This is a genomic window from Streptosporangiales bacterium (assembly GCA_009379955.1).
In the GTDB taxonomy this organism is placed as follows: Bacteria; Actinomycetota; Actinomycetes; order Streptosporangiales; family WHST01; genus WHST01.
Genome location: WHST01000021.1, coordinates 1 through 15,672, shown reverse-complemented (window position 1 = coordinate 15,672; position 15,672 = coordinate 1). Strand labels below are relative to the sequence as shown.

At 73.3% G+C, this 15,672-nt stretch carries 17 protein-coding genes; 8 read left to right on the top strand and 9 right to left on the bottom strand.

Going from position 1 to position 15,672, the window contains the following annotated elements; translation table 11 throughout:
* Positions 1-2: 2 nt before the first annotated feature.
* The 3 genes from GEV10_08900 to GEV10_08890 are packed head-to-tail and all read right to left on the bottom strand — an operon-like array spanning position 3 to position 3,102.
* Positions 3-833, bottom strand: coding sequence for an ABC transporter permease subunit (locus GEV10_08900; GenBank protein MQA78583.1), 831 nt, complete (start codon positions 831-833; stop codon positions 3-5).
* Positions 830-1,729, bottom strand: coding sequence for an ABC transporter permease subunit (locus tag GEV10_08895; GenBank protein MQA78582.1), 900 nt, complete (start codon positions 1,727-1,729; stop codon positions 830-832). Before GEV10_08895 ends, GEV10_08900 begins: the two co-directional genes overlap by 4 nt.
* Positions 1,696-3,102 carry an extracellular solute-binding protein gene (locus GEV10_08890; GenBank protein ID MQA78581.1) on the bottom strand — a complete coding sequence of 469 codons (1,407 nt, stop codon included), beginning with the start codon at positions 3,100-3,102 and terminating at the stop codon, positions 1,696-1,698. Before GEV10_08890 ends, GEV10_08895 begins: the two co-directional genes overlap by 34 nt.
* Positions 3,103-3,165: 63 nt before the next feature.
* Between GEV10_08890 and GEV10_08885 the strand changes: the two genes are divergently transcribed.
* The 7 genes from GEV10_08885 to GEV10_08855 all read left to right on the top strand — a co-directional run bounded on the left by GEV10_08885 (position 3,166) and on the right by GEV10_08855 (position 7,976).
* Positions 3,166-3,900 (top strand): UTRA domain-containing protein, encoded by a 735-nt coding sequence (locus tag GEV10_08885; GenBank protein MQA78580.1) that lies wholly within the window; start codon positions 3,166-3,168, stop codon positions 3,898-3,900.
* A complete protein-coding gene (locus tag GEV10_08880) occupies positions 3,897-4,781 on the top strand; it encodes a hypothetical protein (protein ID MQA78579.1) in 885 nt (294 codons plus the stop codon). Before GEV10_08885 ends, GEV10_08880 begins: the two co-directional genes overlap by 4 nt.
* Positions 4,769-5,680, top strand: a complete 912-nt coding sequence (locus tag GEV10_08875) for an ROK family protein (protein MQA78578.1) — start codon at positions 4,769-4,771, stop codon at positions 5,678-5,680. Before GEV10_08880 ends, GEV10_08875 begins: the two co-directional genes overlap by 13 nt.
* Before the next feature lie 28 nt (positions 5,681-5,708).
* Positions 5,709-6,068, top strand: coding sequence for a glyoxalase (locus GEV10_08870; protein ID MQA78577.1), 360 nt, complete (start codon positions 5,709-5,711; stop codon positions 6,066-6,068).
* An 8-nt stretch (positions 6,069-6,076) separates the two neighbouring features.
* The gene (locus tag GEV10_08865) at positions 6,077-6,739 is read left to right on the top strand and encodes a cyclase family protein (protein ID MQA78576.1); all 663 of its coding nucleotides are present in this window, start codon (positions 6,077-6,079) and stop codon (positions 6,737-6,739) included.
* An 8-nt stretch (positions 6,740-6,747) separates the two neighbouring features.
* Positions 6,748-7,143, top strand: a complete 396-nt coding sequence (locus tag GEV10_08860; protein ID MQA78575.1) for an NUDIX domain-containing protein — start codon at positions 6,748-6,750, stop codon at positions 7,141-7,143.
* Between the two features lie 80 nt (positions 7,144-7,223).
* Positions 7,224-7,976, top strand: a complete 753-nt coding sequence (locus tag GEV10_08855) for a peptidoglycan DD-metalloendopeptidase family protein (GenBank protein ID MQA78574.1) — start codon at positions 7,224-7,226, stop codon at positions 7,974-7,976.
* Positions 7,977-8,296: 320 nt separating this feature from the next.
* On the opposite strand, the gene GEV10_08850 is transcribed toward GEV10_08855, so the two are convergent.
* The 6 genes from GEV10_08850 to GEV10_08825 form a co-directional block, all read right to left on the bottom strand.
* Entirely contained in the window at positions 8,297-9,475 is a 1,179-nt protein-coding gene (locus GEV10_08850) for a L,D-transpeptidase family protein (protein MQA78573.1), read from the bottom strand.
* Positions 9,476-9,714: 239 nt separating this feature from the next.
* On the bottom strand, positions 9,715-10,509 hold the full coding sequence (locus GEV10_08845) for a sigma-70 family RNA polymerase sigma factor (protein MQA78572.1): 795 nt from the start codon (positions 10,507-10,509) through the stop codon (positions 9,715-9,717).
* Positions 10,484-11,392: a tyrosine recombinase gene (locus tag GEV10_08840; protein MQA78571.1), complete on the bottom strand. Its 909-nt coding sequence runs from the start codon at positions 11,390-11,392 to the stop codon at positions 10,484-10,486. Before GEV10_08840 ends, GEV10_08845 begins: the two co-directional genes overlap by 26 nt.
* A gap of 47 nt (positions 11,393-11,439) precedes the next feature.
* The gene (dprA, locus tag GEV10_08835; GenBank protein ID MQA78570.1) at positions 11,440-12,603 is read right to left on the bottom strand and encodes a DNA-protecting protein DprA; all 1,164 of its coding nucleotides are present in this window, start codon (positions 12,601-12,603) and stop codon (positions 11,440-11,442) included.
* Positions 12,594-14,150 (bottom strand): YifB family Mg chelatase-like AAA ATPase, encoded by a 1,557-nt coding sequence (locus tag GEV10_08830; GenBank protein ID MQA78569.1) that lies wholly within the window; start codon positions 14,148-14,150, stop codon positions 12,594-12,596. Before GEV10_08830 ends, dprA begins: the two co-directional genes overlap by 10 nt.
* Positions 14,150-14,539, bottom strand: a complete 390-nt coding sequence (locus tag GEV10_08825) for a YraN family protein (protein ID MQA78568.1) — start codon at positions 14,537-14,539, stop codon at positions 14,150-14,152. The genes GEV10_08830 and GEV10_08825 overlap by 1 nt, the downstream gene beginning before the upstream one ends.
* 120 nt (positions 14,540-14,659) lie before the next feature.
* Between GEV10_08825 and GEV10_08820 the strand changes: the two genes are divergently transcribed.
* Complete coding sequence (locus GEV10_08820) at positions 14,660-15,466, top strand: hypothetical protein (GenBank protein ID MQA78567.1); 807 nt, start codon at positions 14,660-14,662, stop codon at positions 15,464-15,466.
* The last annotated feature ends 206 nt before the right edge of the window (positions 15,467-15,672 follow it).

Genomic DNA, 15,672 nt, shown 5'->3' with positions numbered 1-15,672 from the left:
CTCTACTCCTTGACGGCACCGGCCAGCATGCCGCTGATGAAGCGGCGCTGGAGGAAGACGTACGCGATCAGCACCGGCAGCGCCACGAGGACGGCCGCGGCGGCGGTCACGGCGGGGTCGTTGTTCCTGCGGTTGCCCGCGAAGAACGACAGCGCGAGCGGCGCGGTCTGCACGTGCCGCTCGTCGGGCACGAGCACCAGCGCGAGCAGGAACTCGTTCCAGGCGAAGAGGAACAGCAGCGTCGCGAGCGTGAGCACCGCCGGCCGGACGACGGGCACGAGCACGGACACGAGCGTGCGCAGCCGCGACGCGCCGTCGATCGACGCCGCCTCCTCCAGGCTCGGCGGCACCTGCCGGAACGCCGTGCGCAGCCACAGGATCGCGAACGACAGCGACAGGCCGATCTGCGGCAGGATCAGCGCCCACCAGGTGTTCAGCAGGCCCCAGCCGCGGAACATCTCGTACAGCGGGATGATCAGCGCCTCGTACGGCATCACCAACCCGACCGTCATGAGCGTGAAGACGGCGGCGAGTGCCACTCCCCTGGCGTGCGCGAAGGCGTACGCCGCGGGCACGGCGAGCACGATCGTGCCCACCACGACGCACACCGCGACGACCAGGCTCGACGTCAGTGCCCAGCTGAAGGCGCCCTCGGTCCACGCCCGGGTGAAGTTGCCGAGGTAGAGGCTCGTCGGTACGGCGAATCCGCTGACCCGCTCCCCCGGCCGGCTCGTCGCCAGCGCCAGGATCGACACGAACGGGTACACCGCGGCCACGGCACCCAGGACCAGGATGGCGTAGCCGAGCAGGCGCTCGGTGCGGCTCGTCCTCACGCCGCACTCCTGTCGCGGAACGCCAGCATGATCGCGCCTGTCACCACGAGGATGACCGCCGTCAGCAGCACCCCGGTCGCCGACGCGGAGCCGACCGACCGCGACACGAAGGCGTCCTGGTAGATGAAGATGCTCGCCACCTTGGTGGAGTCTCCGGGTCCGCCGGACGTCGTGTTCCACACGATGTCGAAGTTGCGCAGCGCGAACGTCGTGGTGAAGACGAGCGCGACCATCAGCTCGCCGCGCAGGTGCGGCAGCGTGACGGTCGCGAACTCGCGCAGCGGTCCTGCCCCGTCGATGCGTGCGGACTCGAACAGCTCGCGCGGGATCTTCTGCACGCCGGCGACGAACAGCACCATGCAGAGGCCGGACATGATCCACGTGCCGATGAGCCCGACGGCGGGCAGCGCGGTCGTGAAGCCGCCGAGCCAGGCCCGGGCGAGTCGGTCGAGCCCGACGAGCCCGAGCACCTGGTTGAGCGGCCCGTCCTCGGCGTAGATCCAGCGCCACGACACCGCGACGACGACCGTGGCGAGCACCTGCGGGACGAAGAGCACGGCGCGGAAGAACGTCATGCCGCGCACGCGGATCCTGGCGAAGACGCCGGCGATCACCAGTCCGACCGCGGCGGGCAGCATCGCGTAGAACACGACGAAGACGAGCGAGTGCACCAGCGCGTCGCGGATCGCCGGGTCGGACAGGGCCTCGACGTAGTTGCGCGCTCCGACGGGGGTGGCGACGGTGATGCCGTCCCAGTCGTACAGCGAGTACCGCACGGTCTGGGTCAGCGGCCACAGCACGAACAGCGCGTACACCGCGAGCGCCGGGACGATGAAGAGAGGTCTCCAGAGACGACCGCGCCTCACGACGTCTTCGTCTCCTGGAACGCGGACCAGTTCTCCTGCACCGCCCGCAGGAACTCGTCGGGGCCGATGCGACCGGCGAGCAGCTCCTGCAGCCTCGACCCGAACTCGTCGTACATCGTGTCGGTCGACCAGTCCAGGTACGCGGTCTGGCCGTTGTCGTCGAGCAGTGCCCGAGCCGCGACGAGGTCGTCGTCCAGCAACGGGTCCTCGGCCTTCACGTCGGCCTCCACGATCGGCACCCGCACCTGGTCGACGAGCGCCTGCGCGTAGTCGGCCTCGTGGAGTCCGGCGATGAACGCGGCGGCGGCCTCGGTGCTCTTCGACTTCGCGCTGATGTGCCAGCCCATGCCGGACCCACCGGTGATGACGCGCTTGTCGTTCGCACCCGTGGGCACGGTGAACCCGAACTGCTTGCCGTGCGGCGAGATCTGCTGGGCGAGCCAGTCACCGCCGATGTAGTACGCGGCGGAGCCCTTGGCGAACCGGACGGCCGCGTCGTCCATCGTCACGCCGTCGTAGCCGGACGAGACGTAGCCCTTCTTCACCCAGTCGCGCAGGGTGCCGGCCGCGCTCCTGTTGCAGTCGTCGACGAACGACGTGCCCTTGACCCCGGCGACCCAGTCGTTGACGTCGTCCGCCGCCTGGCATCGACCGGCGAGCGCGCCGAACAGGTGCATGCTCGCCTGCTTGTCGGAGTTGCCGAACTCGATCGGCGTCGTGCCCGACGCGGCGATCTTCGGCAGCGACGCCTCGAGCTCCTCGTACGTCTTCGGCGGCCGCACCCCTGCCTTGTCGAGCAGCCGCTCGTTGTGGAACACACCGATGTACTGGGTGACCGGCGAAATGCCGTACAGCTTGCCCGAGCCCCACTGGGTGCCCTTGTCGTTCCACCGGAACTGGTCGAGCGGGTAGCCCTCGAAGTCGTCGGCCCAGCCGTACGCCTCCGCCACGTCGTCGAGTGGGCGGACGAGCCCGGCCTGCACGAGCGCGCCGTCGACCTGGTAGCCCTGGTTGCCCTGGGCGACGTCCGGCGGGTTGTCTCCGTTCATGGCGTTGACGACGGTCTTGGTGAGGTCGTCGAAGCTCTTGATGGTCACCTGCACGTCGACGTTGGGGAAGTCCTTCTCGAACCGCGGCACGTAGTGGTCGAGGGTGGCCTTGTCACCGGAGTCCGCCCAGACCCGCAGCGTGACGTCGCCGAGCTTCGCGACGTCCTCCTTGGTGAGGGGCGCGTCGATCGTCGTCGCGTCGGCCGAGCGCTCCGTCGCGGGGGTGCCGGGCGCGCCACAGGCCGTGACCAGCAGCGCTGTCGCGGCGAGAATCCCGAGGCCGAGGCGGGTCGTCTGCACGTGTCCTCCTGGAACTTGGTCCGAGGGGTCATCCTGACCCAGAGCAGACCAGATAGTCCAGTCCTACCTCGAAACGTTCTCTGGTCTATACCTAGGGCCATCTGGTAGCTTCCCCGTGTGTCGTCACCTCCGTCCTCCTCCGCCGCGTCCGGCGTCGCGGCGCGGGCGTACGAGCGACTCGCGGACGACATCCGGCGCGGCGTCCACCACAGCAAGCTGCCGAGCGAGCGCGACCTCGCCGCGCAGCTCGGCGTCAGCCGCATGACCCTGCGCCAGGCGCTGATCCGCCTCGCCGACGAGGGCATGCTGCGCCGGTCGGCCAAGCGCGGCTGGTACGTCGCCGCCGAGGTCCTCGGCGAGCCGCCGAGCGTACTGCAGAGCTTCACCGAGATGGCGTCCGCGCGCGGCCTGCGTCCGCGGTCGCGGATCCTGCGCCTCACGCTCGGCAAGGCGTCGCTGGAGGAGGCCGACCGGCTGCGCATCGCGCCGGCCGCCGCGGTCCTGCGGATCGACCGGGTGAGGTCGATGGACGCCGTACCGGTCTGCGTCGACTCCACCGTGGTCGTCGCGTCGCGGGTCGAGGCGCTGCACACCGCCGACCTCACCGACCGTTCGCTGTACGCCGCCCTGGAGGAGTGCGGTGTGGCGATCGCGAGGAGCGCGTTCGCCGTCCAGGCCACGGCCGCCGACGCCGAGACGGCCGCCCTGCTCGAGCTCGACGCCGGCGATCCCGTGCTCGTGGGGTCCGAGGTCACGTACGACACCGAGGGGGTCCCCGTGCTCACCAGCGTCACGCAGTACCGCGGCGACGCGTACCGGTTCCAGGCCGACCTCTTCCGGCAGCTGCCGTGACGGGCGCTCCCGCCACCGGTCGCCGGTCGACGCCGCGCCCGACGTTCGACGGACCCGCGATCGTCCGCCACGTCGAGACGGCGCACCACGTCTGGGGCGACGGCGACGCGGGCTTCGTCACCGACCGCGTCTACGTCTCGTCCGACCAGCTGCACGTGCTCGAGTTCCAGCTCGCGACCGGCGGCGGGTTCCGGCACAGCCCGACCAACCAAACGGTGTTCGCCGGCGACGTCGTCTACGCCGTGCTCGAGGGCACGCTCGTGATCGCCGACCCGCGGCACGGCGAGGTGGAGCGCGTCCCGGCAGGTTCCGCGGTGCTGTTCCGCAGGGACACCTGGCACCACGCGTTCAACCCCGGCCTGGGCACGGTGCGCGTGCTCGAGTTCTTCTCCCCGCCGCCGAGCCGGGGCACGGCGTCGGACTATGCGAAGCTGCAGCACCCACCCGAGACGGTGCACTATCGCGATGGCAGGTACGACGGCCGCTGGCCGTTCGCCCGGGCGGAGCGCGAGGCCGAGCGACGGCTGTGGCTCGTCGACGACACCACCGCCCTGCTCTCGTTCGCCGGGGACCGCGCGAGCCACCTGCTCGGCACGCTCGTCGACACCGAGTACCTGACCGTGCGCAGCGGACGGGTCGAGGCCGGGCACGTCGAGGACTTCCGGCCGGTCGACGACGAGACCGTGCTCGTCGTCACGAGCGGGCGACTCTGGGTCGACGTCCACCGTCCCGACGCCGGCGACTACACGGTGCACTGCCTCGCGCCGGGCGACGCCGCGTACCTGCCGGTGGGCTGCCTCGCGCGGGTGCTCGTCCGCGACGGCGACCCGGCCACCTACCTCGCCGGGTCGGGCAGGGTGCCCGACGGCTGGCGGCCGTGACGCCCGTCGTCCTCGCGCTCGACGTCGGCGGCACCAAGGTCCTCGGCGGCCTGGTGACGCCGGCCGGCGAGGTGCTGCGCACGAGGGAGGCGTCGACCGCCGCGCCGGGCGGTGCCGATCCTGGCCTGCGCACGACACGCGACGTGGCGCGGCGGCTCGCCGGCGACGCGTCGGGAGTCGGGGAGGTCGTCGCGGTCGGCGCGGGGTTCCCCGAGTACGTCCGCGCGGGCGAGCTGCGCAGCCACGAGGTGCTCGCGTGGACCGGGCAGCCCGCCGGGCTGCTGGCGGCCGTGGTGCCAGGCGTGCCGTGCGTGGTCGAGTCCGATGTGCGCTGCGGCGCGATCGGCGAGGCCGTCCTCGGCGCGGGGGCGGGACTCCGCTCGGTGCTGTACGCCGCCTGGGGCACCGGCCTGTCGTCCACCGTCGTGCTCGACGGCCGGCCCCTCACCGGCGAACGCGGTGAGGCCATCGCCCTGGGCGAGCTCGGCGTCTCGTCGGTGGTCGACGCCGGCTGGGAGGGCAACCTGGAGCGCTACGCGTCCGGGCAGGGCGTCGCCGAGCGCTACTCGGCACTGACGGGCGACGCCGTCCGGGGCGCGGTCGACGTCGCCCGGCGCGCCGCGGGGGGCGACGCGTGCGCGGCGGCCGTGCTGGAGTCCGCGGGTCGCGCGGTCGGCACGGCGCTCGGCTGGCTCGTCGCCGTGCTCGACCCCGCGGCGGTCGTCCTCGGCGGCGGCCTGGGCACCGCGACGACACCCGCCGCCGACGCGGCGCGGCAGGCGTACGACGACACCGTTGCCCGCCGACCGCATCCGCCGTCGCTGATTCCCGCCCGACTCGGCTCCCGTGCAGGTCTGATCGGCGCGGCGCTGGCCGCGGTGGTGCAGACTCGGGGCTGAGGTGACCGGACCGGGTGGAGGAAGGCCGATGTTCGACGCGCTGCACCATGCGCAGCTGGTGATGCCCCGCGGTGAGGAGGCGGCGGCCAGGGCGTTCTACGCGGGCGTGCTGGGAATGGCCGAGGTCGACAAGCCGCCCGTGCTCGCCGCCCGCGGCGGCGCGTGGTTCCGCGCCGGCGGGGTCGAGCTGCACCTCGGCGTCGAGGACGGGTTCCAGCCCGCGCGCAAGGCGCATCCCGGCATCCTCGTCACCGACCTCGACGGTCTCGCGGAGCGCCTCGCTCGGGCGGGGCAGCCGGCGCGGTGGGACGCCGACTTCCCCGGCTTCCGGCGGATCTACGCGCACGACCCGTTCGGCAACCGTCTCGAGTTCCTCCAACCGTCGTGAGAGACCCGATGCCGCGCTTCGTCGACCTGAGCCACGAGATCACCGACGGCATGACCACCTACCCCGGCCTGCCGGCCGCCGTCGTCGCCCCGCACCTGACGTACGACGCGTCCCACGAGGTGTACGCGCCCGGCTACGAGTTCGCCATCGCGCGGGTCGACATGGTGGGCAACACCGGCACCTACCTCGACGCCCCGGCCCACACGCGGCGCGGCGGCGCCGACATCGCCGACCTGCCGCTCGACGCCGTCGCCGGCCTGCCGGGTGTGGTCGTCGACGCCACCGACCAGGGCGTCGGTCCTGAGGCGTTCGCCGGGGTCGACGTGGCCGGCAGGGCCGTGCTAGTGCGCACCGGCTGGGACCGGCACTGGGGCACCGAGCGGTACGGGTCGAGCGAGCATCCGTTCGTCACCGCCGAGGCCGCCGCCCGTCTCGTCGAGGCGGGGGCGCGGCTCGTCGGCATCGACTCGCTCAACGTCGACGACACCGCACCCGCCACCGGCGGCGCCCGCCCGACGCACGCGACGTTGCTGGCGGGCGACGTGCTGATCCTGGAGCACCTGTGCGACCTCGCGGCACTCGGCGACGAGGAGTTCACCCTCTACGCGGTGCCGCCCCGGGTGCGCGGGATGGCGTCCTTTCCTGTCCGCGCCTTCGCCCGGCTCGGCTGACCGGCACGATGGCGCGGCGGTTCCCGGTCTCGGTCAAGGGCGTCGTCGTCCGCGACGGCCTCGTCCTGCTCTGCCGCAACGAGCGCGACGAGTGGGAGCTGCCCGGCGGCAAGCTCGACCCCGGTGAGACGCCGGAGCAGTGCGTCGTCCGCGAGGTCGCCGAGGAGACCGGTTGGCGCGTCGAGACCGGCGCGATCCTCGACGCGTGGGTCCACCCGGTGCGTCCCGACCGCACCGTGTTCGTGGTGACGTACGCCTGCCGGGTCGTCGACGACGGCACCCTCGTCGTGTCCGAGGAGCACGAGGAGCTGGCCCTGTTCTCCGAGGCCGACGTGTCGTCCCTCCCCATGCCCGACGGCTACAAGCGCTCCATAGCCGCCTACTTCGCCATGCCCGGCGGGTAGGCGCCTCCCCACTCCACCGGTTCTCCACAGATCGCGCCGCTGCCCTCGTCTCCCGCACGTGTCGTGCCGACGTCTACAGCATGAGCCGCCATCTGTCTGTCCTCGCCGCCGTCCTCGTCCTCGCAGCCGCCCTGTGCGTCGGCCTGGCGTCGTCCGTCCACGCCGCTCCCTCGTCGTCCGGCTGGCAGCTGCCGCTACCGGGATCCCCGCGGCTGCTCCGGCCGTTCGACCCGCCGGCTGAGCAGTGGTCGGCGGGTCACCGCGGCGTCGACCTCGCCGCCACGCCTGGCACCGACGTCCTCGCCGCGGGGCCCGGCGTGGTCACGTTCGCCGGGCGGGTGGCGGGCGTCGGGGTCGTCACCGTTGCCCACGGCGACCTGCGCACCACCTACCAACCGGTGCGGGCGACCGTGCGCGCCGGCGCATCGGTGGCGGCCGGCGACCCGATCGGCGTCCTCGGTCGCGGCTCACACTGCGGGAGCCGCGGCTGCCTGCACTGGGGGCTGCTGCGCGGCGAGGACTACCTCGACCCGATGAGCGTGCTGCGGCCGGGACGCTCCAGGCTCGTCCCGGTCTGGGGCGTCTCCCCCGGCGCCGCGGTCACCACTCCGCCTGCCGAGCGTCGCGCCGTGCGCACGCAAGGGACGCCACGGGCACGGTCGACCTCTGACGCTCCGGTACGTGCGGCCGCCAAGGGCGGCGACGGGTCCCGCACCGCCGCCGTCGGCGGAGCCGCCGCGGTGGCGGCCACGGGTGCTGCTCTGGCGGTGTGGCACCGGCGGCGGCACCGGCATCGATCGGCGGAGGTGCGCAGGTCCGGCGGTCGACGATGAGCGCCGACGGTCCTCTGTCGCAAGACCGCCGGAGGCAGCCAGCACTGTCCGAAGACCGCCGGAGGCAGCCAGCACTGTCACAAGACCACCGGAGGCGGTCAGCACTGTCGGGGGCCACGGTCGCGGGCATCCGCGCCGTGCTCGACCGCTACGAGCGGGGCCGTCTCACGCTCGCCGCGGCGATCGCCGAGATCGAGGATCTCGCCGAGCACGACCATGCGCGGTGCGACCAGGCCGTGTCACGCTGCCCGCACCTGTGAGGGGCACCCCGACCGCGTCAGGACACGGTGAGGGGCACCCTCACGGGTCGCTGAGCGGCGTCAGTCGAGGGCCGAGCCCTTCTGCCACGCGGTCCAGGAGATGTTCCAGTCGCCGAAGCCGTTGGTGGAGGTGAGCTTCTCCGGCGTGCCGGTGATGTCGACGATGTCGCCCGGCTGGGAGAAGTTGTAGAACCACAGCGCCCGCTCGGTGGTCACGTTGACGCACCCGTGCGACACGTTGCGGCGGCCCTGGCTGCTGGCCGACCACGGCGCGGCGTGCACGAACTCGCCCGAGTTCGAGATGCGGACGGCGTAGCGGACCGTGGTGACGTAGGCGTCGCTGCCGGTGATGCCGGCGGTGGTCGAGTCCATCTTGTACGGGTCGGCCTTGCCGGAGACGACGTGGATGCCGGTCTTCGACGGGTACTTGTTGCTCCCGGTCGACACCGGCATCCTCTTGACCACCTTGTCGCCGGACTTGACCACCATGGTGTGCTTCTTGGCGTTGACGACGCTGTGGTGCTTCTCGCCGATCTCGAAGTCGATCGTGCGGTCCTCCACGCCCCACAGACCGGGTGCGGCCCTGACCCCGGCGAGCTGGGCCTTCAGCCTCACTTTCGTGTGCGCCGGCCAGTACTCCTTCGGCCGGTAGTGCAGCTCGGTCGACGAGAACCAGCGCCAGGAGCCCTCGACGTCGTTGTCCGCCACGACCTTCATCGCACGCTCGACGGCCGCGCGGTCCTTGACCGGGTCGGTCAGGTACACCGCGATCGGCTGGCCGACGCCGACGGTCGAGCCGTCGAGAGGTGCGATCGAGGCCTTGACCGAGTTGCTCACCGAGAGCGTGCGGAACGACGCGGTCGCGGACTTGTCGCCGCCGTCGTTGTGGGCCTTCACCCTGACGGTGTACGACTCCGACGGGTGCAGGGTGCCCGAGCTCTGCCAGGAGAGGCCGTCGGCCGCGGTCGTGCCGGCGACCTTCCCCTTGCCCTTCACCGACACGGACTCGAGCTTGCCACCGGAGACACTGACCTTGATCGGCTTGTTCGGCGCGATCTTCTTCGCTCCGTCGGCCGGTGTGATCTTCACCGAGATCGGACCGGTCTGCTTCTCGGACTCGGTCGCCGAGGGGGACGCGGAACCGCGACCCGACCCGTCGCCCGAACCGCCGGATGCGCTGGTGCATCCGGCGGCGAGAACGAGACACGACACGACGGCGACTGCGCGAGTCGCTCTCATCTGTGCTCCCCCATCGTGGTCCTCCGGCGCGATGATCCTCACCCGCCGCGGTGCTGGTGCCTCCGGCGGTCTTCCGACAGTGCTGGCCGCCTCCGGCGGTCTCGCGACAGTCTGGTCGACGCGCGTGTGGCCTCACCGGTTGACGGCGGCCGGCGCCTGGATCGGCCGAGCCTCACCACCATCGGTCAGGATACCCGGCGGCGGACGCCCGCGGCGCCCACGACCCACAACGCACCCGCTCACGCCGGAGGGCGGGTCGGACGCTGAAGTCGTGCCCGCAGCACGTCCAGCGCGTCCGTGTGCAGTTGCGCGACGCGACTCTCGGTGATGCCCAGCCGCAGGCCGATGCCGGCCAGGGTCAACCCGTCGCGGTAGTACCAGGTGACGATCCGGTACGCGCGCTCCGGCAGCCGGTCGACGGCCGACCGCAGCCTCGCGCGAGCGTCGGACTCGACCGCCGACTCCTCCGGGTCGAGCCCGGCCGCATGGGCGAGGTCGGCCCGGTCGAGCAACTCGTCGTCCGGCCGCCGCTCGGGCTCGTCGCCCGACCGAGCGCGCACGACGTCGCGCCGGGTCAGCCCGGTCGCCGTCGAGAGCTCGGCGACCAGCGGGGACCTGCCGAGCGAGTTGGCCAGTGCGGTCGCGACGCGGTCGACCTCGCGGCGCTTGGCCCAGAACGAGCGAGGGGCGGCGGCACCGGTGGCGCGCACCTCGTCGAGCATCGCCCCGCGGATGCGTACGGCCGCGAACCTCTCGAACGACGTGCCCGCGGCGGGGTCGAACCGGGTCAGGGCGTCGAGCAGGCCGAGCGTGCCCGACGAGATCAGGTCGGCGCGGTCGAGGTGGGCCGGCACCCGCGGGCCGAGCCGCGCCGCGATCCGCGCGACGAGGCGCCCGTAACGGAGGAGCAGGCGGTTGCGCGCGAGGACGTCACGGTCACGCACGTACGCGTCGAGGTCGGCATCACCCGTGCCGCCCGGTGCCCCCGGCTCGGTGGGGGGCGGGCGGTCAGGCTCGGGGATGCGCTTGGTCATACGCCTTTCTCAGCCGTTCCACCGTCACGTGCGTGTAGATCTGGGTGGTCGCGATCGTCGCGTGACCCAGCAGCTCCTGGACGCTTCGCAGGTCGGCCCCGCCCTCGAGCAGGTGGGTCGCCGCCGTGTGCCTGAGACCATGCGGGCCGAGGTCGGGCACACCCTCGACAACGCCGAGCCGCTCGTGGACGACGCGCCGGACTGCGCGCGGGTCGATGCGACCGCCCCGCGCTCCGAGGAAGAGCGCATGGCCGCTGCGCGCGGACGCCACCTCCGGCCGGCCGGCACGGCACCACTCCTCGACGGCGCGCACCGCCGGAACGCCGACCGGGACGCTGCGCTCCTTGTCGCCCTTGCCGATCACCCGGACCACCCGACGCTCGCGGTCGAGGTCGTCGACGTCGAGGCCGCACAGCTCGCTCACTCGCACGGCGGTGGCGTAGAGCAGCTCGAGCACCGCCCTGTCACGCAGGCCGAGAGGCGTGCCGTCGTCCGCGCTCGCGATCGCCTCGAGCACGGCGGTCACGTCGTCCTTGCCGAGCACTCCGGGCAGCACCCGGTGCGGCTTGGGTGACGCGAGGCCCGCCCCGGGATCGGTCGGGATCCACGACCGGCGGGCCGCGTACGCAGTGAAGGCCCGGGCCGCGGCCGCGCGCCTGGCGAGCGTGGTGCGCGCCCGGCCGGACGCGGCCATGCCGGCCAGCCACCCTCGCAGGGTGCGCAGGTCGATCTCCGCGAGGTCGGTGCGTCCACGCTCGACCGCGAACGCCAGCAGATCCGCGATGTCGCGCTGGTAGGCCCGGACCGTGTGCGGCGAGAGGCCCCGTTCGGCCGACAGATGCCGGCGGAACTCGCGCAGCGACCGCTCGAACGGTTCGGGCATCTGCGCGGAGGTCACACCGGACACGCTGCGTACGCTTGCCGCCCACGTCAAGCACCTCCGCCCGGGGTGTCGCGGGACGACGCGGACAGCGCGGCGTCACCGAGGCACCAGCCGTCGCCGGCCCGGTCGACCCATCCCGTCGCCTCGAGCCCACCGAGGAGCCCGAGTACGCGCCGGGCCTCGAGTCCCACCTGCCGCACGAGGGTGTCGGTCGTGCACGTGCCCCGCGCCGGGAGGGCCTCGAGCACGCGAGTCGCGTCGGCGGGCAGCGCGTCGCGCGGGCGGTCGGCACCGCGGACCACGGGTGCGGCGTCGGCGCCGATCCGCCCGACGATCTCGACCACCTCGGCAGCGCCGGTGACGCACTCCGCGGTGTGCGCACGCAGCAGGTTGTGGCAGCCGGCGGACATCTGCGACGTCACCGGGCCCGGCACCGCCATCACATGGCGGCCGAGCCGCTCGGCCCAGCGCGCGGTGTTGGTCGCACCCGAGCGCAGGGCCGCCTCGACGACCACGACCCCGTCGGCGAGGCCGGCGATCACCCGGTTGCGCTCGAGGAAGCGGTAGCGCGTCGGCGCGCAGCCGGGCGGCAGCTCGCCGACCAGCACCCCGCGCTCGGCGACCTCGTCGAAGAGCCGCTCGTGGCCACGCGGGTACGGCACGTCGAGCCCGCACGCGAGCACCGCGACCGTCGCGCCACCCGCCGCCAGCGCCCCGCGGTGCGCGCGGGCGTCGATGCCATAGGCGCCGCCGCTCACCACCGTCCACCCACGGTCGGCCAGCGACGCACCGAGCTCGGCCGCGACGTACTCGCCGTAGTCCGTCGACGCCCTGGCACCCACGACCGCGACCGCGCGCCGGGTGAGCGCGGCGAGCGAGGTCTCGCCCCTGACCCACAGCAGGAGTGGGCGTTTGGCCTCGAACGCCTCCAACTCGACCGGCCACTCGGCGTCGCCCGGGATCACCACCCGGATGCCGGCCGTCGCCGCACGGTCGAGGTCGGCGACCGGGTCGGCGTCGGCGAGGCGCAGCCGATAGCCGTCGACGCCCCTGACCCGCAGGTCGTTCGAGCACAGCGCCTGCCACACCTCGCAGGCGGAGGTCTCCGCGACGAGCCGCCCGACCCTCGCGTCGCCCGGCTCGATGACCCGGCTGAGCCCCACCCGGGCGAGCCGTTCGTCGTCGGTGCCCGCCGCCCCGCTCACGACCACACCCCGAGCCGCAGGGTCAGCGCGGTCGCGACGTCGTCGGTGCCTGGACGGTCGTGACCGGCGAGGTCGGCGAGCGACCACGCGACCCGCAGGACCCGGACGACGCCGCGCGCCGTGAGGCGCCCCTTGCCCAGCTGCCGCTCGACCAGGGCGAGACCGTCGGCGACCGGCGTGAACCTGGACCGCAGCTCACGCCCGGGCAGCTCGACGTTGGTGCGCCACCCCTCACCGGCGAACCGGCGGGCCATCCGGTCGCGCGCCGCCGCCACCCGGGCCGCCACCGCCGCCGTCGACTCCGCGCCGGTCACCGCGTGGAGCAGGTCGAGACGGGCGAGCGGGCGCACGGACACGCTCAGGTCGACCCGGTCGAGCAGCGGGCCCGACAGCCTGCCGAGGTAGCGGCGGCGGGCGACGGAGGTGCACGTGCACCTGCTGCCGTCCTCCTCCGCCAGTGCGCACGGGCACGGGTTGGCGGCGAGCACGAGCGTGAAGCGGGCGGGGAACCTGACCGTCTCCCGTTGCCGGCCGATCACCACCTCCCCCGACTCCAGCGGCTGGCGCAGCGCGTCGAGCACCCCGCCGGCGAACTCCGGCGCCTCGTCGGCGAACAGCACGCCGCGGTGTGCCAGCGACACCGCTCCCGGCCGGATGCGCCGGCTGCCGCCGCCGACGACGGCGGGCATGGTCGCCGTGTGGTGCGGGGCGCAGAACGGCGCGGTCTCGACGAGCCCGTGCTCGGTGGGCAGCGTGCCCGCCACCGAGTGGATCGCGGTCACCTCCAGCGCCGCCTCACGGTCGAGCGGCGGCATGATGCCGGGCAACCGCTCCGCCAGCATGGTCTTGCCCGCGCCCGGTGACCCGTGCAGGAACAGGTGGTGCCCGCCCGTGGCGCTCACCTCCAGCGCCAGCCGGCCCTCGGCCTGCCCGGCGACGTCGGAGAGGTCCTTGTCGGACGCCACGGCGAGCCGCCCGCCGCCGTACGCCGTGCGGGTGACACCGCGGGCGCCGTCGTCGTCGGGCGGATCAGGGCACGGTTCCCCGCGGAGGTGGCACAGCAGGTCGCGCAGGGTGCGCACGCCGAGGACGTCGATGTCGGGGACCAACCCGGCCTCGGCCTCGTTGTCCCGCGGCACGACGAACGCCGTGAAGCCCGCCGCCATGCCCGCGAGCACCGCAGGGAGCACGCCGTCGACGGCACGCACCGCGCCGTCGAGGCCGAGCTCGCCGAGCAGCACGACCTTCGCCAGCGCATCGCGTGGCACCGCGTCCGCGCCGGCGAGCACGCTCGCCGCGAGGGCCATGTCGTACGCCGTGCCCTGCTTGCGCAGCCCCGCGGGCGAAAGGTTGACCGTCACCCGGCGGTTCGGCCAGACCTCGCCGCTGTTGACCACCGCCGACCGCGCCCGGTGCCTCGCCTCGTTGACGGCGGTGTCGGGGAGGCCGACGAAGTGCAGGCCGGGCAGGCCCTGCGCGATGTCGGCCTCGACCTCGACCACGTAGCCGTCGACGCCGACCACCGCGACCGACCACGCCCGCGCGACGGTCATCAGGCCACCCCGCGGACGCGCTCGACCAGGAATCCGCCGGCGGGCAGGCTGCGCACGCCGAGCACGTCGATGCGCAACTGCGCGCACGGCCGGTCCCAGCAGCGCAGCCACTCCCGCGCGAGCCGGCGCAGCCGGGCCGCCTTTGCGGGGGTCACCGCGTCGAGCGGCGTGCCGTATCCCTCGCCCGACCTGGTCTTGACCTCGCACACCACGATCGCTCCTCCCTCGCGCACCACGACGTCGATCTCGCCGAACCGGCACCGCCAGTTGCGGGCGAGCACCACGCCGCCGTGCCGGACGAGGTACTCCACCGCCACCTGCTCGCCGCGCGCGCCGAGCGCCTCGCGTCTCGCGGCCGCCTCGTCGTGTCGCCGTCCTGTCCGCGCCATCTCGCACCTCCGTCCGAAGCATCGGCCGCGGCGAGGTCGAACCCGAGGGTGCGGGACGGAACTGTGGACATCCGCGTGCCGTAGCGGGACCCGCGAGCCTCGTGCGGGGAGACTGTCCACATGTCCACGCCCAAGGCACTCGTCATCGGCATCGACGGAGTCAGGTATGACACGCTGCTCGAGGCGCGCACCCCGCGCCTCGACGCGCTGGCGGCCGACGGCTTCCTCGTCCAATCGCCGCTGTACCCACGGCAGCCGGAGCCGACGGTCAGCGGGCCCGGATGGTCGTCCGTGGCCACCGGAGTGTGGCCGGACCGGCACCTGGTCCGCGACAACACCCTCGCCGGCAACGACCTTGCGTCGCACCCGGACTTCCTGACCCGCCTCACCCGGTCGGGACGCCACACCTTCGCCGGGCTCGGCTGGGCGCCGCTCGGGCAGATCTTCGGCAAGGAGATCGACGGGCGGATCGTCCGCGACGCCGTGAACGAGGGTTTCGCCGAGGCCGACCTGTGGGTGCTCGCCGACGCCGTCGACCAGCTCGGACGCCGTGACCTCGACGCCGCCTTCGTCTACATCGGCGCCGTCGACGAGTGCGGGCACGAGAACGGCACGGGGCCTGCCTACACCAGTGCCGTGGAGCAGGCCGACGAGCAGGTGGGGCTCCTCGTCGGCGCGGTCAGGTCACGCGAGACGTACGCCGACGAGGACTGGCTCGTGCTCGCCGTCACCGACCACGGGCACGTCGACGCCGGCGGGCACGGCGGGCAGTCCGAGGTCGAGCGCACCTCGTGGCTGCTCGCGAGCGGCAGCGGCGTCACGCGCCCCGACCGCACCGTCGAGGTCGTCGACATCGCGCCGACGGTGCTCACCCACCTGGGCGTCCCGGTCGACGCCGACTGGCGGCTGGACGGCACCGCACTCTGAGACGGCGCACCCCACCGGTGAAGTGGACGCTTCGCTGTCGCCAGGCGCGGCGCACCCAACAACGACGTGGACGCTTCGCTGTCGCCAGGCGCGGCGCACCCAACAACGACGTGGACGCTTCGCTGTCGCCAGGCGCGGCGCACCCAACAACGACGTGGACGCTTCGCTGTCGCCAGGCGCGGCGCACCCAACAACGACGTGGACGC